Below are 24,337 nucleotides of genomic sequence, written 5' to 3'. Positions count from 1 at the left end.
TATGAGTAGTAAATAAAAAGATAAAGTAAAAGGGGATAAATGATCAATAGGTATAGGTATGTATAGGAAGGAAAATGCAATAAGAATCAGGGCAAACGAAATAAGCATCGAAATTCACGTAACAATGTAAAAGATAATGAATAAAGATATTTATTCCTATTTCTGCCCTTTTTCTTATGCAAAAGGGGTATTACTTTTTGTCGTAATTGTCGAAATTTTTAGAAACAAAATTACGCAAATTTTGGATTAAATCAGATGCTTCAGGACCTGAAATATTAAATTCTTTAAATACTTTAATTGAAATTTCTGTCAGTGGCTCTTTAATTTCTTTACCATGTTCTGTAAGTGAAATTTGAAGATTTCTTTCGTCTTTTTCTTCACGTGTGCGAACGACATAATTTTTCTTTTCTAATTTCTTTAATAATGGTGTCAATGTTCCAGAATCAAGGAAGACACGTTCACCTAATTTTTTGATGTTAAGTTTCTCATCATTTTCAATCGCCATTAAAACAATGTAACCTGTATAGGTTAAATCATACTCTTTCAGATATGTTGTATATTTTTTGATTATTTCTTTTGAAGAAACGTAAAATAAAAAACATAGCTGTTTACTAAGATAACTGTTTTCTACATACATCCAATCACTCCTTGTTAAAATAAACAATATTATGAAGTGTAATAGTTGTCAAGTACTGATTTCATCGCAATCATCGAATTGTCTTAAATTGAATTTTAATGTTAAAAAATACAATTCTGAATTATAACCTAGTATTTTTATCGGTAATGGGCGGATTGAAAGTTTTTTACAATTGCCACGAATGCAATTATATCAATCTTAATCGTTCAAAGTAGTCAATTATTTTAATTAATAGTAAAATGTGATTTGTTATTAAATTTAATAAAAGATGTGCATTTGAAATTCAAATTTTATCATTAAAATTGTGAATAAAAAAATTGTTACAATCTGGTAAAATCTCTTTATTAAATAAATTTATTCGTTCATACTGAACAGATAATCAAAAAGGAGTCGTATAATGAAGAAGAAAAGCAATGTTTTTAAAGTTGTCATCATATTATTTATTTCATTAATTGTTGCTGTTGCATTTTTCTTTGGTCTGAAAACATATCAAGGTCATAAGAATATTCAACTAATTGACAGTTATTTGGAAGAGAAAAATCTAAAAGATAAAATTAAATCAGAAAAAGCACTGTATAGTGCTAAAAAAGGTCTCTACTATAAAGAAGTTACTTTTAAAGATGAACCAGGTGTGACTTATATAGTTCAACCGATTAGTACTTATAAAGGCCTATTTGTTGAGGGCTTTGATACTGAAACAAAGAAAAGTTTGAAAACTGCAAAGCATAAATATTTTAATCAAAATTACAAGCCTTCAAAGTAAGATAGAACATTTATATAGCACTAACGATAAAATTTGTTGAGTTTTAATTGTTTGTATTATACAGTTTTGATATGAAAAATTGTCAATTTTGACATCTATAAAGTTTAAATAGTTTAAATTTTTATAGATAATTATCAATTATCTGATATAATTGAGTGATGTCAGATGAAGGGGAGTTTGTACTATGGCTCTATTCAAGAGAAAAATCAGCCTACCTATGCAAGTAGTTATTGCTTTAGTGTTAGGTGTTGTCGTAGGACTTTTATTATATGGACAAGAGAATGTAGCGAATTACATTAAACCATTTGGCGATGTATTTTTAAATTTAATTAAAATGATCGTTATACCGGTTGTATTTTGCTCACTAGCGCTTTCTATTTCGAACGTTGGGGAATCGAAAACTGTAGGGCGTTATGGCTGGAAAACAATACTTTACTTTGAAATTATTACAACAATCGCAATAGGTTTAGGGATTATCTTCGGTAACCTGTTTAAACCAGGTGCTGGATTAGACCCAAATAAGTTACCTAAAGGTGATATTTCTAAATATCAATCAACTGCTCATGCAGCAGAACAATCTACATATGGTAATCATTTTATTGATACCATTGTACATATTATTCCAACAAACTTTTTTGAAGCTTTGAATAAAGGTGAATTGTTACCGATTATCTTCTTCGCAGTTTTCTTTGGATTAGGATTAGCTGCAGTAGGTAAAAAAGCAGAACCAGTTAAAGAGTTCTTAAGTGGATCATTAGAAGCTGTGTTCTGGATGATTAATAAAATTTTGAAATTAGCACCACTTGGTGTGTTTGCATTCATCTGTACTACAATTATTACATTTGGTGCATCAGCATTATTACCACTATTAAAATTAGTATTAGTAGTTGTCTTTGCAATGGTATTCTTCGTATTCGTTGTACTTGGAATAGTTGCATGGATGTGTCGTATTAATATTATGAGCATTATTAAGATTTTAAAAAGTGAACTGCTATTAGCTTTTTCAACATCAAGCTCAGAAGCTGTATTACCTGTAATGATGAAGAAAATGGAAAACTTCGGTTCACCTAAAGACATTACATCTTTCGTTATACCAATTGGTTATACATTTAACTTAGATGGTTCTGCGTTGTATCAATCAATCGCAGCATTATTCGTTGCACAAATGTATGGTATGCATTTAACATTATCAGAACAAATTGTTTTGATGTTAACGTTAATGATTACATCTAAAGGTATGGCAGCAGTACCAGGTACATCAATTGTTGTATTACTTACAACATTAGGTGCAATGGGCTTGCCAGCACAAGGCTTGGCATTAATTATTGGTGTAGACCGTATATTAGATATGGTTCGTACATGCGTTAACGTTATTGGTAACGCATTATCAACAGTAGTTATTGCTAAATGGGAAAATGTATACGATAGAGAAAAAGGTCAAGAATATTTAAAATCAATTTAAAAAAATTACTATCTGACATTTAAAGCCCCTTACAACCTTTGGTTGTTAGGGGCTTTTATGCATGCGCAAAGCGCAGGCGAACCGAAAGAGAAACAACCTTTGGTTGTTAGGGGCTTTTATGCATGCGCAAAGCGCAGGCGAACCAAAAGAGAAACAACCTTTGGTTGTTAGGGGCTATTATGCATGCGCAAAGCGCAGGCGAACCGAAAGAGAAACAACCTTTGGTTGTTAGGGGCTATTATGCATGCGCAAAGCGCAGGCGAACCGAAAGAGAAACAACCTTTGGTTGTTAGGGGCTATTATGCATGCGCAAGGCGAAGTCGAACCGAAAGAGAAGCCATTCAACATGAAGTATTTCAAATATAAAAAGCAGCAGTAAAATGATTTCAAATTGGAAATCAACTTACCGCTGCTTTTACTGTTATATTATCGAAAAAGTAATTAAAAATTTAATTTAAACCACGATTAATGTTTCATGTGCATTTTGCCCATGTCATGAATTTTCATCATTAAACCGTGAGGAACGTCATCATGGTCAACTTTTTTAACTTTAACAATTTTATCTGAATCTGCTAATTTATAAACAATTACAAAATCACCTTTTTTAACATTAACATCTGAATCTGAAGGTAATTTAACATTTTTTTCAATACTTTCATCTTTTTCACTAATCATTTTTTCAATAGTTGTATTATCTTTCATAATTCCGTAATATGTATCTTTCTTTCCACCAGTCATCATCATGATTACTAATACAATACATACAATTAACATGATGGCAATTAAACTAATACCAAGACCAAAACCTTTTTTCTTTTTCATGGTTCATCAATCTCCTTAAATGTAGTTAATTCTGTTATACCTAAAAGTGCAACAGTTTGCAAATGCAGTATTTATATTACATAAAATTAATTTAAAAAGACACACCATAATCACGTTAAATGTGAATAAAGTGTGTCTAAAAAAACAATATATTGCAAATATAATTGTAAAAATATTAAACACTTAAGAATAATGGATTACATTAAGTAATTAACATAGTTATAGCTATGCTTCATTAAAGTTATTTCCTATATATACTTTGTTTTATAAATCGATTTTGATAGGTGTATCTAATGATTTGTCATTCATCAATTTAACAGATTGTGGTATCACCTTTAAAACGCAGAGTTCTGGATCTTCTTTTGAGCTGAAAAAGCTTTTATCTTGAGTCTCCCATAACCAATCGACTACTTTTTGATCAGAAACTACTTCTATCGTAGCTTCCATTTCAACGAAACTGCGATTTGTCGTGTCATTGTATCCTAACAATACATAGGCTGCTGGGTTTTCTTTAATTTCTTTTACCTTTGCAGAATGAATGTTTGTCTTAGTGTACAATGTGAGTCCATCATTATAGAAAACCATATATCTACTATTAGGTTTATTATTAAATGCAGTTGATAAAACGCCAACTTTTGACGTTGATAAAACATCCTCTATTGCTTGAATTGCATGTTGGTTACTCATATTAAACCATCTCCTTACAATATAAATAGCCTTTAATATAAGTCACTAAACACGAGAGTTCATTTTAGCTTGGCTTGAAGCAAATATATTTTACTTCATCATGGTTTAACTTAAGTTCGAAAGTTCTACCTGATTCTTCCTGGACAGCAAGTTCTGTTTTGGGATAATTCGTTTTATCTAATTCATCTAAAATTTCTTTTTCAATGTAGACAAGTTTGTCACTCATTGGTAGCAAATGTTGAATTGAACCATGTTCATGATTCAAAGTCTTAATAATCATTAATGAATCTTGAGGCAGTTCATTATGAAAAATAAAATCTTGTTTTACATCTGACATATAACGATCATTAATTTTATTGAATAATAAGAAGTGGTAATTATTATCTTTACGACTCAATACATAATTATTAGTTATTTCTATATCTTCATTTACAAAAGGTCTGAACATCTTATATAGATGCATTAATGGAAGGGGACTACCGTACTTGTTATATAAAGATATATAATTCGAATGATCATCTAATAATTGATAACTTATTCCACCGCCATAGCGTAATAATGCAATTAAATGATATACGATGTCAGACAATTGAATCGGATTTTTACCATCATTAGTATACTTAAAACCACTTACTGACAAATTGTTATAAACAAACTGAGTTGATGATATACCTGAATCTAGTATAAACTTTTTGTACTGTTCAAAATGAGTATCAGTTTGATGATAGTGCTGATTTTTAGTAATGAGCTGCTCTGCTGTTTTTGAATTTTCAATATCAATAAAGTAATAATGGAATTTAAGACGTTGCATGACATCATAAACTTGTTCAACAGTAGAATATGTTTCTAAAAATCCATCAACAGTTACACTATACTTGATTTCTTTATTTTTATTTTTAATTTTAAGATGACATAGATGAATTTCTTCAGCCGTCATTGAATTTGAGCAAAATACTAACATGAATTTGACTAGTTTTTTGCTTGTTTTATAATCCTGGTTACCTTGTAAAAAGGTTAAAATCAATTGTTTCATCGTTTCAAATTGTTGTGTCGATTTGATAGCGATGGCTAAGCCTATATTTTTTTCAAAAAGCTTTTCAAAACATCTATTTAAAAGATTGTAATTGGTTTGACTCACTTCAATATCGTGAATATCATCAATGAAAACGACGGGCTTTGGTAAATGTTCAAAGTTTATATCGTAATACTCATTGAAGATAAATTGAAATAGTTCATTAAAATTACTAAAACGAACAAATACTTTTGCGCGTTGGCTTCGATCTTTCGGGTCAAAATCATCTATATTAATATCTGTTGTATTTGTGGCTAGCTGAGCTGTTAAATCAATTTTTGAAATCAACTCAGTAAACTGTGATACGTTATCTTGTTGGAAATGTATTTGCGGTGGTTCTGTAATTTTGGAAACGAGTGAACGGAACTGCTTCGGGCTGGAGTTTAAGTAATTTTTAAATTGATTTGCAAAATTTGTATGACTGTTGAAACCAGCCAATTCTGAAACTGTTGTAATAGAATGTTTTGTAGAAAGTAATAAATTGATGGCATTAACGAGTTTGATACTTGTAAAATAATCTTTAAAATTCATACTCAAATATCGAACAAATAAGTTTGAACAATATGATTCTGAAATGTTACAATGCATCGCAATATCTTTTAAAGATAAATGTGCATCAATATTACTATGAATATAATTTACGCAATCAATAAATACGGGATTACTTAAGGCTATATTCGGTAAATATTCATGATCGATTTTAATAAAAGCTTCTTTAAGTAAAGTATCAATTATACTTTGTCCGATATTTTTCCCCATTAATGATGAGCTTGTTGGGGTACTTATTAAATCAGCGATTAAAGATTTGATATAATTACTAGATTGTAGCAAGTGACGATCTAAGTAACCGTTAAAGAAATCTTCGTCTTGCTGGTAAAAATAAAAAACTGGTATCTTTAATTCGATAATATTTTCACCGTGGTTGATATTATAAATATCACCATGGTTAATTAAAATTATATAATTACTTACGTCTTTGGTTTCACCATTAATCGTAATGTTGAGTTTATTTGTTAATGAGAATAACACCATAATCTGATTGATATTACGACTTGGTACTGTCGATAATGTATGATGTATTTTAAGTTGGCATGTCATATTTCTCTCTCCTGCCTAATATATATTGAAATCTATCGTTTAAATTTTAAACATGGTATTTTTTCAAATCATGGATAGTATAACTATTATAGTTGAATATTTTTGAAAAGGTAATAGTGAAAAATAAAAGAAAATAATGAAAATCACTATGAAAACGCTTGTTATTATGCATTGTGCACAATATAAAAGTAAAATTAGAAAGATAGTAAGCAAATTTTGGAAATTTTCGATAGAGTCTAATTAAATTATTTGGTGCATAATTAATATAGATTTCAAACCTATGTATTTCATAAAACAATACATGGCCATTTTGAACTAATATGCTAATATTTTTTTGATATTCAACTATGTTATAAAAAAAGCATGTTGACCAAAATGGAAGTTTGAATCAAAAAACATTAAATGTACCCATTACTTAAATTTTATCGCCATTATTTAAGTTTTGACATACACTTAAGTCATCGAACGCTAGAATTTAGTACGATTGAACTCACTTCTTGTTTATAAAAATTCTTAGTAGCCCTGTTACAAAGTATTCGCTACAAAATTATTCAATCCAAACAACAATAACCATCAACTAAGAAATTTTAAACAATCTACAAAATAAAAGCGTTTAAAAAGTTCTGTTTAGAAAAACATCAAGATAAGTATAAACATCTAGAAAAGTGAACATCTAAGAACATCCATCTTGTTATTGCCGTAACAATTAGAATAATCATTAGAAAAGTGCATTAGACAACGAGAATTCACCATCGAGATAATGAAACAACAAGAATCAGCACGCAACAATGAATTAACACCTTAGATTCATCATGAGAAAATGCATGACACAACTAGATTTACCATCAAGATAATTCTTAAGCAGCGAAGAATTAACATCTAGAAATGCATAAACACCTTAGATTTACCATCAAGAGATGCGATTAATGATAATCAACTAGAAACGTCACCAAGAAGTGCACAACATAGAATCAGCATCTAGACATCGCACTAACATCTAAGAATCAACATCAAGTATTTTATTAACATCAGAGATAACTTCATCAAGACAGGCATCCACATCTAAGAAACTCATCTAGAATAGCTAACACCTAACATCAAAGAATATTCATCAAGAACAGTAACTAACAGAACTTTTTGACTATATATGAATTAATTATGTTACTAGCTAAATCATCTATTATTAACTTTCACACTCAATTTCTACATCAAAATATCAATTTATTAACAATAGAATTAGCAGCAACAAAATATTACTTAAAATTACTCCCCCGAATTTAAAATATAAACAATGTAATAATTAAGAATATAAATTGATTTATGCAGTAACTAATTAAAGGTGTATGATATCTTCCTAACATCATGAAACGCACTTTAATATAGATATGTACATTTAAAACCCTGAGAGATAGATTAAAGTAAACTTTAGTACAAAGTATGAATTGCTGAACTCCAATGACTACTATTTGTCCGTTACAACTAAAGTTTCAAATGTCTATCTCTTTCTTTTTGTCTTTAAAACACGACTCTCAATTAAATAATGTACGTTGTATTTAGCAGCTAAATCTGCTAAAAAGTCTAACATTACATCTCTTTCTATCTTTCCACTAATAAAAGCCGATTTGAGCAATTTAGATTGCTGTTTTTCATCTTCATTTGCACATTTTTTAAAATAACCCCACATATGATCAAATGCATTACATACACTTCCGATAGTGGGCTCAATTAATAATGCTTCATCAATCATTTGTTGTAATTGATGAAGTGAAATATCTTTTTTTAAAGTATTTCTAATTGATTGATAACTTTGTTGACTGTGTAGTAATACGTGATATTTTTCTTCGCGCCAAAGCTGTTCTACATAACCCCGATCTTTCATAAAACGACCTCCAATTACAAATGTAATATACATATACATGTAATAGCAAGATTAATGAATGCGTTAACATAAATGATATAAGTGAATGTGAAAAATTACAAATACAGTATTGCAAAAATTTTTGGAACCGGTTACAATTAAATAGAGTAATGGAACCGGTTCTAATTAGGAGGCTAAATATATGAACTATAAACAATCCGCAGAAGATATTTTAAATGCGATAGGCGGAGAAGAAAATTTAGACGCAATGGCACACTGTGCGACAAGATTACGCTTAGTGCTAAATGATGAAAGTTTAGTAAATGAAGAAGCGCTAAACAATATGGATGTAGTTAAGGGGACTTTTTCTACTGGGGGACAATATCAGATTATAATTGGATCTGGTACAGTCAATAAAGTATTTAGTGAACTTGAAAAATTAACGGGTAAAGAAGCGTCAACAACTTCTGAAGTAAAAGCCCAATCAGCTAAAAATATGAATCCGTTACAACGATTTGTAAAAATGTTATCAGACATATTCGTTCCGATAATTCCTGCCATAGTTGCTGGTGGTTTATTAATGGGACTAAATAATATTTTAACTGCAAAAGATTTATTCTTTGCAGGGAAATCATTAATTGATGTATACAGTCAATTTGCAGGGTTAGCAGAAATGATTAATATTTTTGCCAACGCACCATTTACATTGTTACCTATTTTAATTGGATTTAGCGCAGCCAAACGCTTTGGTGGAAATCCATTTTTAGGTGCTGCATTAGGTATGATACTAGTTCATCCAGCGCTAATGAGTGCGTATGATTTTCCAAAAGCAATTGAAGCAGGTAAAGCAATCCCGTATTGGGACGTTTTTGGTTTCCACATCAATCAAGTAGGTTATCAAGGGCAAGTGTTACCTATGCTTGTAGCAGCTTACATATTGGCTTCAATTGAAAAAGGATTACGTAAAGTAATTCCAACTGTATTAGATAATTTATTAACACCATTGTTATCTATTTTTGTAACAGCATTTCTAACATTTTCATTTGTGGGCCCTATTACTAGACAATTAGGTTATTGGTTATCAGATGGCTTAACTTGGCTTTACGAATTCGGTGGGGCAATTGGTGGATTAATTTTCGGATTATTATATGCGCCAATTGTGATTACAGGTATGCATCATAGCTTTATTGCTGTTGAAACAACACTCATTGCGGATGTGGCTAAAACAGGCGGGTCATTTATATTCCCGATTGCCACAATGTCTAACGTTGCGCAAGGTGGGGCAGCTATTGCAGCATTCTTTATTATAAAACAAAACAAAAAATTAAAAGGTGTAGCATCAGCTTCAGGAATTTCAGCATTACTTGGTATTACTGAACCTGCAATGTTTGGTGTTAACTTAAAACTAAGATATCCATTTATTGGTGCTATAGTCGGATCAGGAATTGGTTCTGCATATATAGCTTTCTTCAAAGTAAAAGCAATCGCATTAGGTACTGCGGGATTGCCAGGATTTATTTCAATTAATCCTGTACATGCAGGATGGTTACACTATTTTATAGGAATGGCGATATCATTCATAGTTGCTATTGTAGTAACGTTTGTACTTTCGAAAAGAAAATCAAATAAAGAAATTGTAGAATAACAAAAAGGTATGACAGTTATGGAAATATAAGCGATTGTACTTAGAATTAGTGCAATCGACATTATACTTCGGACTGTCATACCTTTTATTTTTAGCTATAACTTTTGCTTACGCCATAAGAAAATACTAACAATTACGACAAGAATTAATGAAATACCTACCACGATAATCCAAGAAATATAACTATGATCGTCAATTGGTAACGGTACGTTCATACCGAAAAAGCTAAATACGAGTGTTGGTAACGTTAATAATACTGTGAATAACGTTAATGTTTTCATTATCGTATTCATATCATTAGATAATAAAGAAGCATATGATGTTGTGATACTCTCTAGGATACGCTGGTGTAATTCGGTTGTTTCGATGGCTTGGTTATTTTCAATGATTAAATCTTCTAGTAATTCTTCATCTTCTTCAAAACGTTTAATTGCAGGTAATCGGAATAATTTTTTAATAATTGTATCATTACCTTTTAATGCGGCTAAAAAGTATACTAAACTTTTTTCGACTTCCATCAATTTGAAAAGTTGTTTGTTAGTAATATTGTTTTTTAGTTCTTTTTCAATACGAATTCTACTTTTGTTTAATAAACGTAAGTTGCGATTATAATGATCGGAAATCGTAATTAAAATTTCTAATGCGAAACGGCTATGGAATTTTAAATTAATATCACGTTTTGGTAAATTTTCTAAAAATTCATTTTCAGCGTCACAAACAGTGACAATAATACCATTTCCGATAATAATACCTAGTGGAATCGTAACGAAAGATAGCACACTTCGATTTGTTGAATTGACGATTGGTAAGTCAATGATAATCAATGAATACCCAGTATCTTCGTCGTATTCAATACGTGCACTTTCTTCGGAATCCAATGGGTCACGAATAAAGTCTTCAGGTATATTATATTGTTCCATAAGACTTTCAATTTCTTCACGATCTGGTTCTACAACATTAATCCATGAAGCTGTATGATCTAATGGTGTTTCTATAATATGTTTATCTATATGTTCTGAGTGTCTGAATGAAGTAATCATAATTCATATTTCCTTTCTGAAGGATTTAGAGGAAAGCAAACAATGGTTACGATTGTATATCTGCCTTTGATTTATGTAAACGATTTTCTGCCATTATTCTTAAAGGTCCGTTAAAAATAATATTATGCACATGTTTAGCTAAGTCATCAACCGAAATGGGTTGCTTGTCCAATACCCAATATTTAATAACTGAAATCGTTGCTCCGGAAACATAGCTATAAAAGTACATTTCGGGTATACCTCCAATAGTATGATCGATACTAATATATCGTTGCATATTATTTTTAATGTGTTCATTGATTTTCAACTCTAGTTGACTTGTACGCTCAAGTTGTAAGATAGTGTGATAAAACTCTAAATTATCGTGAATATGCTGAAAAATATTTTTAAGTATATTATTCACAAATGTATTTGCAATATCTTCAATTGAGGAGCCATGTAACAAATCAAACTGTGTGTATGTTGACAGTTCAGAAATATACTCATCTTCCATATCAGCGAGTAACATATATTTATCTTCATAATGTAAGTAAAATGTACCTCTATTGATATCTGCGCGAGTTGTTATGTCGCGAATAGTAATTTTTTCTAAATCTTTTTCTTGTAGTAGTTTAGTGAACGCATGTTTAATGGAGGATTTGGTCTTTCTAATTCGCCTATCTTCTTTCAAAAATGAATCAGCCTCCTTTTAATTGAACAAAATGGGATAATGTGTTGATTATTAAACAACTTGATGAACATTGTGTATTGTTTAATCCCATTAACATATTATAATAGACAACATGCGAAATATTCAACACATTGTCTAATAAGGAGGTAAAAAATAAAATGAATATATTTAAAAATAAAATGTTATGGATTGCACCGATAGCAGTTATGGTTATCCTTGTTATATTTTCTTTAGCTTTTTATCCAGCATATAATCCAAAGCCTAAAGATTTACCAATTGGTATTTTAAATGAGGATAAAGGTACAACAATCCAAGATAAAAATATTAATATTGGGAAGAAATTAGAAGATAAACTATTAGATAGCGACTCTGATAAAATAAAATGGGTTAAAGTTAAAAATGAAAAAGATCTAGAAAAAGATTTGAAAAATCAAAAAATCTATGGTGTAGCGATAATTGATAAAGATTTTTCAAAAGATGCTATGAGTAAGACACAAAAAGTGGTTATGGATAGTAAAAAAGAAGAAATGAAGCAAAAAGTTGCTTCTGGTGAAATTCCACCGCAAGTTGTTCAACAAATGCAACAAAAAATGGGGAATCAGCAAATCGATGTTAAACAGGCTAAATTTAAGACAATTGTAAGCGAGGGATCAAGCTTGCAAGGTTCTCAAATTGCTTCAGCTGTATTAACTGGAATGGGTGATAATATTAACGCTCAAATTACGAAGCAAAGCTTAGAAACATTAACAAGTCAAAATGTTAAAGTCAATGCATCAGACATTAATGATTTAACAAACCCTGTTAAAGTAGATAATGAAAAACTTAATAAAGTTAAAGATCATCAAGCAGGTGGTAATGCACCATTCTTAATGTTTATGCCGATTTGGATTGGTTCAATTGTAACCTCTATCTTATTGTTCTTTGCATTTAGAACAAGTAATAATATTACAATTCAACATCGTATTATTGCATCAGTTGGTCAAATGATATTCGCTGTTATTGCAGCATTTGCGGGTAGCTTTGCTTATATTTACTTCATGCAAGGTGCACAAGGGTTTGATTTTGGACATCCAAATCGTATCGCAATCTTTGTAGGATTTGCAATTTTAGGGTTCGTCGGACTTATTTTAGGTGTCATGGTATGGCTAGGTATGAAGTCAATTCCAATTTTCTTCATATTAATGTTCTTTAGCATGCAGCTTGTAACATTACCAAAACAAATGTTGCCTGATAGTTATCAAAAATACGTATACGATTGGAATCCTTTCACGCATTATGCAACAAGCATAAGAGAATTATTGTACTTAAATCATCATATTGAATTAAATAGTACAATGTGGATGTTCATTGGATTTATGATTTTTGGAGCTGTATCAAGTTTAGTATCAGCTATTGTTAGAAAACATAGCACAAAACGTACTGAAGTGCCGTCATAATATAATAAATGTGAAAATAGCTATGCAAGACGTTTGTAGCGAGCGTCATTGTATAGCTATTGTTGTTTTTTATTTTAAAACGATGTTGTACTGGATAAAATAGTTTAAGTTAAATGAAAAGGTTGTGTGATTTCTTCGCGATTTTGTCACTGTTATAATCAGTATAATCGGATATAATGAAAAGGTGAGGGAGGATTCAAAATGCGTAGGTTATTATATTCATTTCTTTTTTATATGATCATAGGTCTATTCAGTGGCTTCTTTTATAGAGAGCTAACAAAAGCATATGATTTTACGGGTACAACTCAATTATCACTTGTACACACACATACACTTATTTTAGGTATGTTTATGTTTTTAATATTATTACCTTTGGAGAAGTTATTTAAATTATCAAGTTATTACTTATTTAATTGGTTCTTCTATGTATACAATATAGGTGTTATCGTTACAATAGGTATGATGGTGACTAAAGGATTTTTCCAAGTTACAGGTAAATCATATTCTCCAGAAGCATTTGCGGGCTTTGCGGGTATAGGCCACACAGGTATGCTTGCAGGTTTATTATTGCTGTTTTTCTTATTAAGACAAGCAATACTTAAAGAACCACGTGATGAGTCTTTTAAAAAATAAAATAATTAGAATTAAAAATATACACATCTTTCAAAGATAACAATTTTGTTTGGAGCTTTGGGAGGTGTGTTTTTCTATAGTTAAATATTTGTTTTAATTATCCGCTACAAACTATGCGATTTATTTTAACAATGTATGTATAAATAGTATAATGGTTTTAAATGATAATTATTATCAATTTGAGTGCGTTAATGAAAGAAATGAATATAGAGAATCATAGGAGGCACATAATGAAAGACGTTACAATCATTGGTGGCGGTCCATCTGGTTTGTACGCAAGCTTTTATGCTGGATTGCGAGATATGTCTGTAAGATTGATTGATGTTCAATCTGAATTAGGGGGTAAAATGAGAATTTATCCTGAAAAAATTATTTGGGATATTGGTGGTATTGCACCGAAACCTTGTCATGAAATTTTAAAAGATACAATTAAGCAAGGTTTATATTTTAAACCGGATGTGCATTTAAATGAACGTGTGATAGATATTAGGAAAAAAGGTGAGCGACATTTTGAGGTCGAAACAGAAGCGGGGCAAATTTATACTTCGAAAGCAGTTATCGTTGCGATTGGCGCCGGCATTATTAATCCAAAACAATTAGATATTAAAGGAGTAGAACGATATCAATTAACTAACCTGCATTACGTTGTGCAAAGCTATAGACGTTTCAAAGACAAGGATGTTTTAATTTCAGGTGGTGGCAATACTGCATTGGATTGGGCGCATGATATTGCTAAGATTGCTAAAAGCGTGACCGTTGTTTATCGGAAAGAGGACATAAGTGGTCATGAAGTTATGAAAACACTTGTGACAGACTTGAATGTGAAATTACGACCGAAAACACGTATTAAATACTTAGTCGGCAATGATGATGAAACGCATATTAGTGAAGTTGTTTTGGAACATGTCGAGAGCGGTGATACACAATCAGTTAAATTTGACGATGTAATTATTAGTCATGGATTTGATCGCTGTAATACATTATTGAGTGAAACATCTTCAAAGTTAGATATGCATGATGATTGTCGTGTTAAAGGATTTGGTAATACGACAACAAGTATTCCAGGGATTTTTGCTTGTGGTGATATAGTTTTTCATGATGCAAAATCACATTTAATTGCAAGTGCATTTAGTGATGGTGCGAATGCGGCAAACCTTGCCAAAACATATATCGAACCTGATGCCAACGCAGAAGGCTATGTTTCAAGTCATCATGAGGTTTTTAAAGAAGCGAATAAGACTATTGTAAATAAACATTTATACTAAGTCGGTTTAATGTGTGATGAAAAGTGGGGTTAATGATGGTAAAAGTGACTTATGATATTCCAACATGTGATGATTATTGTGCATTAAGAGTAAATGCAGGTATGAGTCCTAAGACACGGGAAGCCGCAGAAAAAGGACTACCCAATGCCTGTTTTACTGTAACTTTGTATGATAATGAACAGTTGATTGGCATGGGTAGAGTGATTGGCGATGGTGGTACAGCATTTCAAATTGTTGATATTGCTGTTTCGAATAGCTATCAAGGTCAAGGATATGGCAGTCTAATTATGGAGCATATTATGGCATATATTAAACAAGTTGCTGTTGAAAGTACATACGTTAGCCTGATCGCAGACTACCCGGCGGATAAATTATATACAAAATTTGGGTTTATACCTACCGAACCAGATTCAGGTGGAATGTATATTAAGTTTTAAAAATAAAAAATTGTACTAATAAGGGAATGTCTAAAATTTTAATAGCCATTCCCTTTTTGGTGTTCTAAGAAAATATTTTTATAAAATGAGTATTTTATGATAAAGCTCAATTTGATATTATTTAGAAGATTCGACTTTATAACTAAGGGAGTTAGAACAATGAAAACCGATACATTGAGACAAGCTATAATATACTATTTTGTTGCACTTATTATATCAGCTTTAATGATATATTTACTTTTATTAAATTTTGAAATAGTTATTTTATATAGTTGTGTATTCACGGTCATTTACTGGTTAATATATGCCTTTGATGTATATAGGAAAAGAAATTAAATTTGAATTGTAAACTAATTAACATTTATTTTGTATAGTGTGTAGGCATGATAGGGGCTGAAAATACATGACTTTCCAAAATGCACTAAAGTAAAATGTTAATTGGTGAAGTATCGGAAAATTGACAGTCCACAACAAATAAAAAGACATCTCGCATAACGGGATGTCTTTTTCATGAATACTATTTATCTACACCGAAATCGATAACGATGCGACCTTTATTTTCATGGTTAATTACTTTATTAAGTTGTTCTGGAAGTTCATCAAATGTTATGACTTGCTTGATTTCATGTAAATTTTCAGGCTTTAAATCTTTTGCGAGACGACGCCAGACACGTTGTCTTAATTTCATGGCTGTAAATACAGAATCGATGCCTAAAATATTTACACCTCTTAAAATGTGAGGGAATACAGAGTTAGTATAAGTATTACCAGCAGTCATACCAATAACTGCAATTGACCCACTGTGATTTAAACGCTTAGTAACATAATTTATACCTTCACCACCGACAGGATCAACACAAGCTTGCCAAGTTGATGATGCAAGAGGTTTTGTACTATCTTCTTCAACGGGAAGACGATCGATAACTTCTTTAGCACCAAGTTCAAGTAATTGATTGCTAACATCTTTCTTGCCTGTACTTGCGATAACCTTGTAACCAAGTTCATTTAGCATGAGTACAGCTAATGTTCCTACACCACCTGAAGCGCCGCGAACTAGTACAGGACCATCTTCGATATTCATTCCAACTTTTTCAAGACGTTCAATGGCTAATCCAGCAGTATAACCGGCTGTTCCATAAATCATTGCTTCTTCTAATGTTATTGTATCAGGGAGTTTAACGATCCACTCTGATTTAACACGAGCATATTCACTAAAACCACCAAAATGGCTGACGCCTAAGTCATAACTCGTTACAATTACTTGTTCTCCTTTTTCAAAGCCTGGTGCTTCGGATTCAACAATTGTACCAGCTAAATCAATTCCAGGAACCATAGGGTATGATTTTACTACTGCATTGTGATCTTGAGTTGCTAAAGCATCTTTATAGTTTATACCAGAGTAATGGACTTTAATCAGCACATCTCCTTTAGGTAAGTCGGCAGGTGATAACTGTTTAAAAGTAGATGTCACTTTACCACTTTCATCCTTATCAATGACAAACGCTTTAAATGTTTCTACCACAACGATACATCCTCTCTTTTCTCTTTTCAAATACGATCATTTTACTGGAATAAATGTATCATTTATCGATGTTACACACAATAAATACAATTTGTAATTGCTTTGTGTTAATGTATTTTTACATAGTTACTTAGAAAATGAACTCATGAACAAACATTTATAAAGTAAATTACAGTTCGTTGGAGGGGAAAATATGACAGGGGAAGTAAAAGTAATTACAGATAAAGATGCGATGGAATTGGTAACATTAGCTAAAAAAACATTTTATGATACATTCGGAGCATACTATGACGACAAAGATTTCGAACAATTTTTTAAAGACAATTACACTGTAGAAAAATTTACACAAGAAATTAATGATGTATCATCATTTCATTATTTTTATCAGGAAAATGGTGAAAACGTAGGATATATTAAGATGAATATCAACGATGCACAAACTGAAGAAATGGGGGAGGCCTATTTAGAAGTACAGCGCATATATTTTTTGAAAGAATTTCAAGGTGGCGGTAGAGGTTCACAATTAATAGCATTGGCTGAAAAAATTGCACAAGAACATAATAAACATAAAATTTGGCTAGGAGTTTGGGAGCATAATCCTCGTGCGCAAGCATTTTACCGACGTCATGGATTTAAGGTGATTGGTGAACATCATTTTCAAACAGGTGATGTCACAGATACAGATTTAATTATGGAAAAAGAGTTATAATGGTTGTTTTTGTAGCAGGTAAAATGAATTCATTGTAATAAATGTTATGTATGAGCAGAAATGCCTAGGTTGTAATGAAGTGTAAAAGTGAAATAATTAAATTTATAGAAAACATAAAATTCACAAAAATTAAATAATAATGAACAAAAATTAGGGTATAATAAAAAGAAGCTTAGATTGTAGTTATGGATATTGTGATAATTCAACTCATTTTAGTGTTGGCGTCTTTGGTAACAAGCCATGAAATGTTACACATGGTAGATATGTATTTCAAGCTTTATTCAATGAATATCGAATTATAGGAGGAGATATGTATGAAAAGATTAGTTACAGGGTTACTAGCATTATCGTTATTTTTAGCTGCATGTGGTCAAGATAGTGATCAACAAAAAGACAGTAACAAAGAAAAAAATGATAAAGCGAAAACTGAACAACAAGATAAAAGAACAAATGATTCATCTAAAGACAAAAAAGACAATAATGATGATAAAAAAGACGTAAACAAAGATAATAAAGATAATAGTACAAACGATAACCAACAACAGTCTAACTCAAATGCAACAAACAATGACCAAAATCAAACAAATGATAACCAATCAAGTAATAATCAAACGACTAACAATCAAAAGTCAAATTACGTTGCACCATATTATGGACAAAATGCAACGTCAGTGGCGCGTAATATTTATCCGTTTAATGGTAATAAAACTCAAGCTTTACAGCAATTACCAAATTTCCAAACTGCTTTAAATGCGGCTAACAATGAAGCTAATAAATTTGGTAGTAATAATAAAGTATATAATGATTATTCTATTGAAGAACATAATGGTAACTATAAATATGTGTTTAGTTTCAAAGATCCAAATGCAAATGGTAAATATTCAATTGTAACGGTTGATTATACTGGACAAGCAATGGTTACTGATCCAAACTACCAACAATAAAGTTAATGTATTTATAATACAAATTAAAAATAAAAACGGTAAACGCTATAACATGTATTAGGGTTTACCGTTTTTTGTGTACATTAAAATTATAAAAAATGTTGGGCTATATTACATTTAATACTTATTCACAGCCGCTGAGGTATTTAAACACTATTGGCCAGATTGCATCTTAGACAATATAAGTTGTGAAATTGATTCTAATGGCTGTTCTTTATGTTGTATTTGAGGATATTTGATCACTGGTATTGCCTGGGAAATTAAATTATTAATTAATAATTGTCTGTCTGTATACCAAATTTTTGATAGATGACGCCAAATATCCTCGTTAACGTCTTGCGCTTCAATATATTGACTGTGGTTTGGGGTATATAATGCTACTGTTTTGTCTATAGCCATCGCATCAAATATTATATTTGAATAATCAGTGATAACGACATCAGACATTAGAATTAAGTCTTGAGCACTAAGATATGTTGGAGCAACAATAACTTCCTCTGGCAATATTGATTCTTCAACACCTTGTACAACAACGTGATAGGCTTTGAGTAATGCGTCTGATAATGGTAATTGTTGAGCGCGAACTAATCCTATCGGTGCATAAAATAACACTGGTTTACTATCGTCTATTTTGAATGATTTCTTATATTGTTGTTGAATCGTTATTTCATTGCGTTTTTGTAATAAATATTGTTGTTTAGCATTACCATACGCCAAAACGTTTGCGTGATGACTAGGAAAGGCCGTTTGATAAAAGTGACTAACATCATCAGCAGAATGTATAACGTAATCGAATTGTAACCAGCGATTATACCTTTTAGCACGATAAAAAGGTGTTTCTAAATTTTTAACAGGTTCTTTACTGTCTAAAAATAATTGCATTATTGGTGTGCCTTGATGTAATTGAATTAAAGTACCGTTTGGTTGCAATGTTTCAGGTATGTCGTTTTCAACTAAAACTACGCGTGCGCTGTTAATCAATTCATCAGCTTTTTCAGTATTAGGTGATATGAAATGTGGTCCGCGACGATCGTCAGTAACAAAATAACAGGCAGTCATTGGATTATGTTTAACGAAGTAAGTAAATAAATATTTTGAATTACCTACATATTGATAATGATCACCGATAAAAACGATATGATCCTTTAAAGCGTTTGGTTGCTTTGTGTAAATACCTAGATGTTGCAATTGCTTGTTATCGAAACGTTGCTTTGATATTTTGTATAACCATTTAGGTAGTAAAAACTTTGTAGAATATAACCAATTATCTGGTGCGTTAAGTTGTTCTGTGTCTTCAACATAAACGTTTCGGAAAGGGATGGCATGTCGATTAATATACGCGATTTTATTTAAATAGAACTGTGACGTCATATCAATATCTTCAAAATTTTGAACAATCTCCCATATTGAAGGGCTTGTTGCTAATGGTGCTTTGAAATCGAAGACGACATGACCATCGATTGATAAATCACCTTTCAGAAGTGTCAATAAAGCTAAATCGAAAATCGTTTCTACAGGGTAATAATGTATTAAATCAAGAGTCTGTTGAATCGCATATATCATGTTAGGATAATAATTATTATTTTGAGCCCAGTCAGCAAAGTTAATCGATGATTGTCCGAAATATCGACAATCATTTTTGTATTGACCATCCACAGTATAGTCGACCACGATTGATGTGTGCCGCAATTGAACAGCATCTAACATTGATTGGTAAATCATGATTTCATTAGCATATGGAACGATATGTGTATAACCTTCAGCTTGAGTTTTTATTAATTGTGATTCAAATTTTTGCATATTAGATACATTTATCTGTTTAATCATAGCTATTACTTCCATTTCTCATCGTAGTATCTTTCTCATTTTATCACGGTCTTATGTAAAATTCATGAATAGAACGCGTAGCATTATTACATTAAGTACAATTCATTTTGGTGAGCAGATTTAAAATGAAAAATAAATCAATTAAATAGGAAAGTGATATTGTTAATAGTCTGAAAAAATGGTATATTTTAATTGTGAAAAAAATCACATTAATCTCACTGTTCTGTAAAATGTTATCGATAACAAAATGCTATAGCCAGAACATGATTTTAATGAAGCAATAACACTACTACTTTATGGAAAGAAGAGTCAGCCTATGTTAGTAAATACGTTTAACCCATTTGATAATTTATTATTATCGTCTTTAATTGCAGCAATACCGATTGTACTATTTTTACTTTGTTTAACAGTCTTTAAAATGAAAGGTATTTATGCGGCAATTACTACACTTGTTGTAACATTACTTATTGCAATACCATTTTTCAAATTGCCAGTTGGTATCGCTTCTGGTGCAGTAGTCGAAGGTTTCTTCCAAGGTATCATTCCGATTGGCTATATCGTTATGATGGCAGTACTTTTATACAAAATTACTGTTGAATCTGGGCAATTTTTAACAATTCAAGATAGTATTACAAATATTTCACAAGACCAACGTATACAAGTTTTACTTATTGGCTTTGCATTTAACGCATTTTTAGAAGGTGCAGCAGGCTTTGGTGTGCCGATTGCAATATGTGCGCTATTATTAACTCAATTAGGATTCAACCCATTAAAAGCTGCAATGTTATGTTTAGTTGCAAACGCAGCATCTGGTGCTTTTGGTGCAATTGGTATTCCAGTTGGTGTGGTTGAAACATTGAAATTACCTGGCGATGTTTCAGTGTTAGGTGTTTCTCAATCAGCAACTTTGACACTAGCTATCATTAATTTCATTATTCCATTCTTACTTATCTTTATCATTGATGGCTTAAGAGGCGTTAAAGAAACATTACCAGCAATCTTAGTAGTTTCAGTTACTTATACTATTACTCAAGGTTTATTAACAGTTTTCAACGGACCAGAATTAGCTGATATTATTCCACCGTTATTAACTATGTTAGCGTTAGCAGTATTTTCTAAAAAATTCCAACCAAAACATATTTATCGTGTTAATAAAGATGAAGAAATCGAACCTGCTAAAGCACACTCTGGTAAAGCAGTATTACATGCATGGAGCCCGTTCATTGTTTTGACAGTCATCGTAATGATTTGGAGTGCACCATTCTTTAAAAACTTATTCTTACCAAATGGCGCTTTATCATCATTAGTATTTAAATTCAACTTACCTGGAACAGTAAGTGACATTACGCATAAACCATTAGTATTAACTTTAAATATTATAGGGCAAACTGGTACAGCTATTTTACTAACTATTATTATTACAATTTTAATGTCTAAAAAGGTTAACTTTAAAGATGCAGGTAGATTATTCGGTGTTACATTTAAAGAATTGTGGTTACCAGTTCTTACAATTTGCTTCATCTTAGCAATTTCTAAAATCACAACTTATGGTGGTTTAAGTGCAGCAATGGGTCAAGGTATTGCGAAAGCAGGTAATGTCTTCCCAGTTCTGTCACCAATCTTAGGTTGGATAGGTGTGTTTATGACAGGATCAGTTGTAAATAACAACTCATTATTTGCACCAATTCAAGCTTCTGTTGCACAACAAATTGGAACAAGTGGTTCACTTCTTGTATCTGCGAATACAGTGGGTGGTGTAGCGGCAAAACTGATTTCACCACAATCAATTGCGATTGCAACTGCAGCAGTTAAACAAGTTGGTAAAGAATCAGAATTATTGAAAATGACATTGAAATACAGTGTTTGTTTATTAATCTTTATCTGTATTTGGACATTCATTTTGTCATTACTATAAAACGTATTTCAAAATACAATATAACAAGGATGAGATGTTTTCTAACGTCTCATCTTTTTTTAATGGATTATTAAAGAAAGAAGTTTGATATTACAATAATGATAGCGCTTTATGTTAAAATGAAAAATGAGTAATCGTATATCAAAGTAATATTGTTGATAGCTGTTAAGGTTCATGGTTTTGTCTTTTTCCTAACGCTTATAAAGTATATAATTAAAGTAGTTTAGTTCTTATAAAATAATTTATATACATAATCAGATAATAAGGAAGCATAACCATAGGAACCTGTATAGACACTTATTTATTCAAAGTGGTATCAATACGTAGGATTTAGTCGAAAGTTCCATTATTCATTTTAAAAAGGGGGACTGTATTTGTTATGACAACACAACATAGCAAAACAGATGTCATCTTAATAGGTGGCGGTATTATGAGTGCAACTTTAGGAACATTATTGAAAGAATTATCACCCGAGAAGAACATTAAAGTGTTTGAGAAATTATCACAACCTGGCGAAGAGAGTTCAAATGTATGGAATAATGCCGGTACAGGGCATTCAGCACTTTGCGAGTTGAACTATACAAAAGAAGGCAAGGATGGCACGGTCGATTGTAATAAGGCTATTAAGATAAACGAGCAATATCAAATATCTAAGCAATTTTGGGCATATTTAGTTAAAAATGGACAATTAGATAACCCAGGGCATTTTATTCAAGCGGTGCCGCACATGAGTTTTGTTATTGGAGAAGAAAATGTCGCATTTATTAAAAATCGTGTAGCAACATTGCAAAAAAGTGTTTTATTCGAAAAAATGAAGTTATCTCAAGATGAAGAAGAAATGAAATCTTGGGTTCCATTAATGATTGAAGGTCGTAAGTCTGATGAACCTATTGCGTTAACATATGATGAAACAGGTACAGATGTGAACTTTGGTGCTTTAACTGCAAAGTTATTTAATAATTTAGAACAAAGTGGTGTTGATATTCAATACAAACAAAATGTTTTAGATATCAAACAACAAACAACAGGGGCATGGTTAGTAAAAGTAAAAGATTTAGTAAATAATGAAACAAAAACTTATGAAGCTGATTTTGTATTTATTGGTGCTGGTGGCGCGAGTTTGCCATTATTACAAAAAACAGGAATTAAGCAATCAAAACATATCGGGGGATTCCCTGTTAGTGGTTTATTCCTTCGTTGTACGAATCAAGAGGTCATTGATCGTCATCATGCTAAAGTTTATGGGAAAGCAGCAGTCGGTGCACCACCAATGTCAGTACCACATTTAGATACACGCTTTGTAGACGGTAAACGTTCATTATTATTTGGTCCATTTGCAGGATTTTCACCAAAATTTTTAAAAACAGGTTCACATATGGATTTAATTAAATCTGTTAAGCCGAATAATATTGTAACGATGTTATCTGCAGGTATTAAAGAAATGAGTCTTACGAAGTATTTAGTGTCACAATTGATGTTATCAAACGATGAGCGTATGGATGATTTAAGAGTCTTTTTCCCAAATGCCAAAAATGAAGATTGGGAAGTTATTAAAGCGGGTCAACGTGTACAAGTAATTAAAGATACTGAAGATGCTAAGGGTAATTTACAATTTGGTACAGAGGTTATTACATCAGATGATGGTACGTTAGCTGCATTACTAGGGGCATCTCCTGGAGCATCAACAGCTGTTGATATTATGTTTGATGTTTTACAGCGATGTTATCGTGATGAATTCAAAGGATGGGAACCAAAGATTAAAGAAATGGTGCCGTCATTTGGTTATCGCTTAACAGATCATGAAGATTTATATCATGAAATTAATAAAGAAGTAACAAAATATCTGAATGTAAAATAATAATAAAACGGTAAGTTCTGTTTCAATGAGATAGAAC

21 protein-coding genes are annotated in these 24,337 nt (G+C 31.3%); 12 read left to right on the top strand and 9 right to left on the bottom strand.

The window, feature by feature from the left end; genetic code table 11:
• Nucleotides 1–190: 190 nt before the first annotated feature.
• On the bottom strand, nt 191–637 hold the full coding sequence (locus tag SAMSHR1132_RS11755; protein WP_000289218.1) for a MarR family winged helix-turn-helix transcriptional regulator: 447 nt from the start codon (nt 635–637) through the stop codon (nt 191–193).
• 397 nt (nt 638–1,034) lie between these two features.
• On the opposite strand from SAMSHR1132_RS11755, the gene SAMSHR1132_RS11750 reads away from it, so the two are divergent.
• Nucleotides 1,035–1,400 (top strand): DUF3139 domain-containing protein, encoded by a 366-nt coding sequence (locus SAMSHR1132_RS11750; RefSeq protein WP_000730461.1) that lies wholly within the window; start codon nt 1,035–1,037, stop codon nt 1,398–1,400.
• 184 nt (nt 1,401–1,584) lie between these two features.
• Entirely contained in the window at nt 1,585–2,862 is a 1,278-nt protein-coding gene (locus tag SAMSHR1132_RS11745) for a cation:dicarboxylate symporter family transporter (protein WP_001173160.1), read from the top strand.
• 465 nt (nt 2,863–3,327) lie between these two features.
• On the opposite strand, the gene SAMSHR1132_RS11740 is transcribed toward SAMSHR1132_RS11745, so the two are convergent.
• The 4 genes from SAMSHR1132_RS11740 to SAMSHR1132_RS11725 all read right to left on the bottom strand — a co-directional run bounded on the left by SAMSHR1132_RS11740 (nt 3,328) and on the right by SAMSHR1132_RS11725 (nt 8,420).
• A complete protein-coding gene (locus tag SAMSHR1132_RS11740; protein ID WP_000727331.1) occupies nt 3,328–3,684 on the bottom strand; it encodes a DUF4889 domain-containing protein in 357 nt (118 codons plus the stop codon).
• Nucleotides 3,685–3,948: 264 nt separating this feature from the next.
• Nucleotides 3,949–4,371 carry a pyridoxamine 5'-phosphate oxidase family protein gene (locus SAMSHR1132_RS11735; protein WP_000070702.1) on the bottom strand — a complete coding sequence of 141 codons (423 nt, stop codon included), beginning with the start codon at nt 4,369–4,371 and terminating at the stop codon, nt 3,949–3,951.
• A 64-nt stretch (nt 4,372–4,435) separates the two neighbouring features.
• The gene (gene rsp, locus SAMSHR1132_RS11730; RefSeq protein WP_000128373.1) at nt 4,436–6,541 is read right to left on the bottom strand and encodes an AraC family transcriptional regulator Rsp; all 2,106 of its coding nucleotides are present in this window, start codon (nt 6,539–6,541) and stop codon (nt 4,436–4,438) included.
• 1,495 nt (nt 6,542–8,036) lie between these two features.
• The gene (locus SAMSHR1132_RS11725; protein WP_000654862.1) at nt 8,037–8,420 is read right to left on the bottom strand and encodes a YbgA family protein; all 384 of its coding nucleotides are present in this window, start codon (nt 8,418–8,420) and stop codon (nt 8,037–8,039) included.
• A gap of 181 nt (nt 8,421–8,601) precedes the next feature.
• Between SAMSHR1132_RS11725 and SAMSHR1132_RS11720 the strand changes: the two genes are divergently transcribed.
• Complete coding sequence (locus tag SAMSHR1132_RS11720; RefSeq protein WP_001107105.1) at nt 8,602–10,044, top strand: sucrose-specific PTS transporter subunit IIBC; 1,443 nt, start codon at nt 8,602–8,604, stop codon at nt 10,042–10,044.
• A gap of 95 nt (nt 10,045–10,139) precedes the next feature.
• On the opposite strand, the gene SAMSHR1132_RS11715 is transcribed toward SAMSHR1132_RS11720, so the two are convergent.
• Nucleotides 10,140–11,084 carry a magnesium transporter CorA family protein gene (locus SAMSHR1132_RS11715; protein WP_000633072.1) on the bottom strand — a complete coding sequence of 315 codons (945 nt, stop codon included), beginning with the start codon at nt 11,082–11,084 and terminating at the stop codon, nt 10,140–10,142.
• 46 nt (nt 11,085–11,130) lie between these two features.
• Complete coding sequence (locus SAMSHR1132_RS11710) at nt 11,131–11,754, bottom strand: TetR/AcrR family transcriptional regulator (RefSeq protein WP_000656761.1); 624 nt, start codon at nt 11,752–11,754, stop codon at nt 11,131–11,133.
• Nucleotides 11,755–11,912: 158 nt separating this feature from the next.
• Between SAMSHR1132_RS11710 and SAMSHR1132_RS11705 the strand changes: the two genes are divergently transcribed.
• The 5 genes from SAMSHR1132_RS11705 (at nt 11,913) to SAMSHR1132_RS11690 (ending at nt 15,525) form a co-directional block, all read left to right on the top strand.
• Nucleotides 11,913–13,190 (top strand): YhgE/Pip domain-containing protein, encoded by a 1,278-nt coding sequence (locus tag SAMSHR1132_RS11705; RefSeq protein ID WP_001020033.1) that lies wholly within the window; start codon nt 11,913–11,915, stop codon nt 13,188–13,190.
• Nucleotides 13,191–13,391: 201 nt separating this feature from the next.
• Entirely contained in the window at nt 13,392–13,823 is a 432-nt protein-coding gene (locus SAMSHR1132_RS11700; protein WP_001253464.1) for a DUF2871 domain-containing protein, read from the top strand.
• A 118-nt stretch (nt 13,824–13,941) separates the two neighbouring features.
• Nucleotides 13,942–14,043: a hypothetical protein gene (locus SAMSHR1132_RS14155; RefSeq protein ID WP_031787226.1), complete on the top strand. Its 102-nt coding sequence runs from the start codon at nt 13,942–13,944 to the stop codon at nt 14,041–14,043.
• A 10-nt stretch (nt 14,044–14,053) separates the two neighbouring features.
• Nucleotides 14,054–15,088: an NAD(P)/FAD-dependent oxidoreductase gene (locus SAMSHR1132_RS11695; RefSeq protein ID WP_000655969.1), complete on the top strand. Its 1,035-nt coding sequence runs from the start codon at nt 14,054–14,056 to the stop codon at nt 15,086–15,088.
• 35 nt (nt 15,089–15,123) lie between these two features.
• Nucleotides 15,124–15,525, top strand: a complete 402-nt coding sequence (locus SAMSHR1132_RS11690) for a GNAT family N-acetyltransferase (protein WP_000241593.1) — start codon at nt 15,124–15,126, stop codon at nt 15,523–15,525.
• A 517-nt stretch (nt 15,526–16,042) separates the two neighbouring features.
• On the opposite strand, the gene SAMSHR1132_RS11685 is transcribed toward SAMSHR1132_RS11690, so the two are convergent.
• Nucleotides 16,043–17,047: an oxidoreductase gene (locus SAMSHR1132_RS11685; protein WP_000230420.1), complete on the bottom strand. Its 1,005-nt coding sequence runs from the start codon at nt 17,045–17,047 to the stop codon at nt 16,043–16,045.
• A gap of 193 nt (nt 17,048–17,240) precedes the next feature.
• On the opposite strand from SAMSHR1132_RS11685, the gene SAMSHR1132_RS11680 reads away from it, so the two are divergent.
• Nucleotides 17,241–17,756, top strand: coding sequence for a GNAT family N-acetyltransferase (locus SAMSHR1132_RS11680; RefSeq protein WP_000145514.1), 516 nt, complete (start codon nt 17,241–17,243; stop codon nt 17,754–17,756).
• A 314-nt stretch (nt 17,757–18,070) separates the two neighbouring features.
• The gene (locus tag SAMSHR1132_RS11675; protein WP_000827013.1) at nt 18,071–18,700 is read left to right on the top strand and encodes a hypothetical protein; all 630 of its coding nucleotides are present in this window, start codon (nt 18,071–18,073) and stop codon (nt 18,698–18,700) included.
• 153 nt (nt 18,701–18,853) lie between these two features.
• Here the strand turns inward: SAMSHR1132_RS11675 and SAMSHR1132_RS11670 are convergent, their stop codons facing one another.
• A complete protein-coding gene (locus SAMSHR1132_RS11670) occupies nt 18,854–20,527 on the bottom strand; it encodes a CDP-glycerol glycerophosphotransferase family protein (RefSeq protein WP_000595295.1) in 1,674 nt (557 codons plus the stop codon).
• Nucleotides 20,528–20,843: 316 nt separating this feature from the next.
• Here SAMSHR1132_RS11670 and SAMSHR1132_RS11665 point away from each other — a divergent pair, with 316 nt between their 5' ends.
• On the top strand, nt 20,844–22,442 hold the full coding sequence (locus SAMSHR1132_RS11665) for an L-lactate permease (RefSeq protein WP_000960865.1): 1,599 nt from the start codon (nt 20,844–20,846) through the stop codon (nt 22,440–22,442).
• A gap of 379 nt (nt 22,443–22,821) precedes the next feature.
• Complete coding sequence (mqo, locus tag SAMSHR1132_RS11660) at nt 22,822–24,300, top strand: malate dehydrogenase (quinone) (RefSeq protein WP_000211378.1); 1,479 nt, start codon at nt 22,822–22,824, stop codon at nt 24,298–24,300.
• Nucleotides 24,301–24,337: the final 37 nt, after the last annotated feature.

This window comes from Staphylococcus argenteus, assembly GCF_000236925.1.
Taxonomy (GTDB): domain Bacteria; phylum Bacillota; class Bacilli; order Staphylococcales; family Staphylococcaceae; genus Staphylococcus; species Staphylococcus argenteus.
This window is presented reverse-complemented; position numbering and strand designations above follow the sequence as displayed.

Bases quoted from the DNA above. Each gene is read 5' to 3' on its own strand.
- SAMSHR1132_RS11755 (WP_000289218.1), bottom strand. From the start codon at position 637: ATGTATGTAGAAAACAGTTATCTTAGTAAACAGCTATGTTTTTTATTT.
- SAMSHR1132_RS11750 (WP_000730461.1), top strand. From the start codon at position 1,035: ATGAAGAAGAAAAGCAATGTTTTTAAAGTTGTCATCATATTATTTATT.
- SAMSHR1132_RS11745 (WP_001173160.1), top strand. From the start codon at position 1,585: ATGGCTCTATTCAAGAGAAAAATCAGCCTACCTATGCAAGTAGTTATT.
- SAMSHR1132_RS11740 (WP_000727331.1), bottom strand. From the start codon at position 3,684: ATGAAAAAGAAAAAAGGTTTTGGTCTTGGTATTAGTTTAATTGCCATC.
- SAMSHR1132_RS11735 (WP_000070702.1), bottom strand. From the start codon at position 4,371: ATGAGTAACCAACATGCAATTCAAGCAATAGAGGATGTTTTATCAACG.
- rsp (WP_000128373.1), bottom strand. From the start codon at position 6,541: ATGACATGCCAACTTAAAATACATCATACATTATCGACAGTACCAAGT.
- SAMSHR1132_RS11725 (WP_000654862.1), bottom strand. From the start codon at position 8,420: ATGAAAGATCGGGGTTATGTAGAACAGCTTTGGCGCGAAGAAAAATAT.
- SAMSHR1132_RS11720 (WP_001107105.1), top strand. From the start codon at position 8,602: ATGAACTATAAACAATCCGCAGAAGATATTTTAAATGCGATAGGCGGA.
- SAMSHR1132_RS11715 (WP_000633072.1), bottom strand. From the start codon at position 11,084: ATGATTACTTCATTCAGACACTCAGAACATATAGATAAACATATTATA.
- SAMSHR1132_RS11705 (WP_001020033.1), top strand. From the start codon at position 11,913: ATGAATATATTTAAAAATAAAATGTTATGGATTGCACCGATAGCAGTT.
- SAMSHR1132_RS11700 (WP_001253464.1), top strand. From the start codon at position 13,392: ATGCGTAGGTTATTATATTCATTTCTTTTTTATATGATCATAGGTCTA.
- SAMSHR1132_RS11695 (WP_000655969.1), top strand. From the start codon at position 14,054: ATGAAAGACGTTACAATCATTGGTGGCGGTCCATCTGGTTTGTACGCA.
- SAMSHR1132_RS11690 (WP_000241593.1), top strand. From the start codon at position 15,124: ATGGTAAAAGTGACTTATGATATTCCAACATGTGATGATTATTGTGCA.
- SAMSHR1132_RS11680 (WP_000145514.1), top strand. From the start codon at position 17,241: ATGACAGGGGAAGTAAAAGTAATTACAGATAAAGATGCGATGGAATTG.
- SAMSHR1132_RS11675 (WP_000827013.1), top strand. From the start codon at position 18,071: ATGAAAAGATTAGTTACAGGGTTACTAGCATTATCGTTATTTTTAGCT.
- SAMSHR1132_RS11670 (WP_000595295.1), bottom strand. From the start codon at position 20,527: ATGATTAAACAGATAAATGTATCTAATATGCAAAAATTTGAATCACAA.
- SAMSHR1132_RS11665 (WP_000960865.1), top strand. From the start codon at position 20,844: ATGTTAGTAAATACGTTTAACCCATTTGATAATTTATTATTATCGTCT.
- mqo (WP_000211378.1), top strand. From the start codon at position 22,822: ATGACAACACAACATAGCAAAACAGATGTCATCTTAATAGGTGGCGGT.